Here is a 247-nt window from a genome sequence, read left to right on the forward strand (position 1 = left end):
ATAGGCCAGCTGACCGGCAGCAAGCTCCGGCAACTCGCCCGATACGGCTTCCAGTTCGTCGAGACGGACAGTGGCGGCATCCTCCGGCAGCCTGCCGACGGTGTCGTCCGAGACCAGCACGAATTGCGCCGTGCTGTCGTGGACCATGTAGGCCAGCCGGTCAGTGGGGTACTCCGGATCCAGCGGAACATACGCCCCGCCCGCCTTCCACACCGCCAGGATCGCCACCACCATGTCGGTCCCGCGC

The 247-nt window shown here is 67.2% G+C and carries 1 protein-coding gene; it reads right to left on the bottom strand.

Going from position 1 to position 247, the window contains the following annotated elements:
- Nucleotides 1-234: AMP-binding protein (locus LQ326_RS47635; protein ID WP_308402185.1), on the bottom strand; the 234-nt coding region annotated here is incomplete at its 3' end.
- Nucleotides 235-247 lie beyond the last annotated feature (13 nt).

Source organism: Streptomyces shenzhenensis (genome assembly GCF_021462265.1).
Classification (GTDB): Bacteria; Actinomycetota; Actinomycetes; order Streptomycetales; family Streptomycetaceae; genus Streptomyces; species Streptomyces shenzhenensis.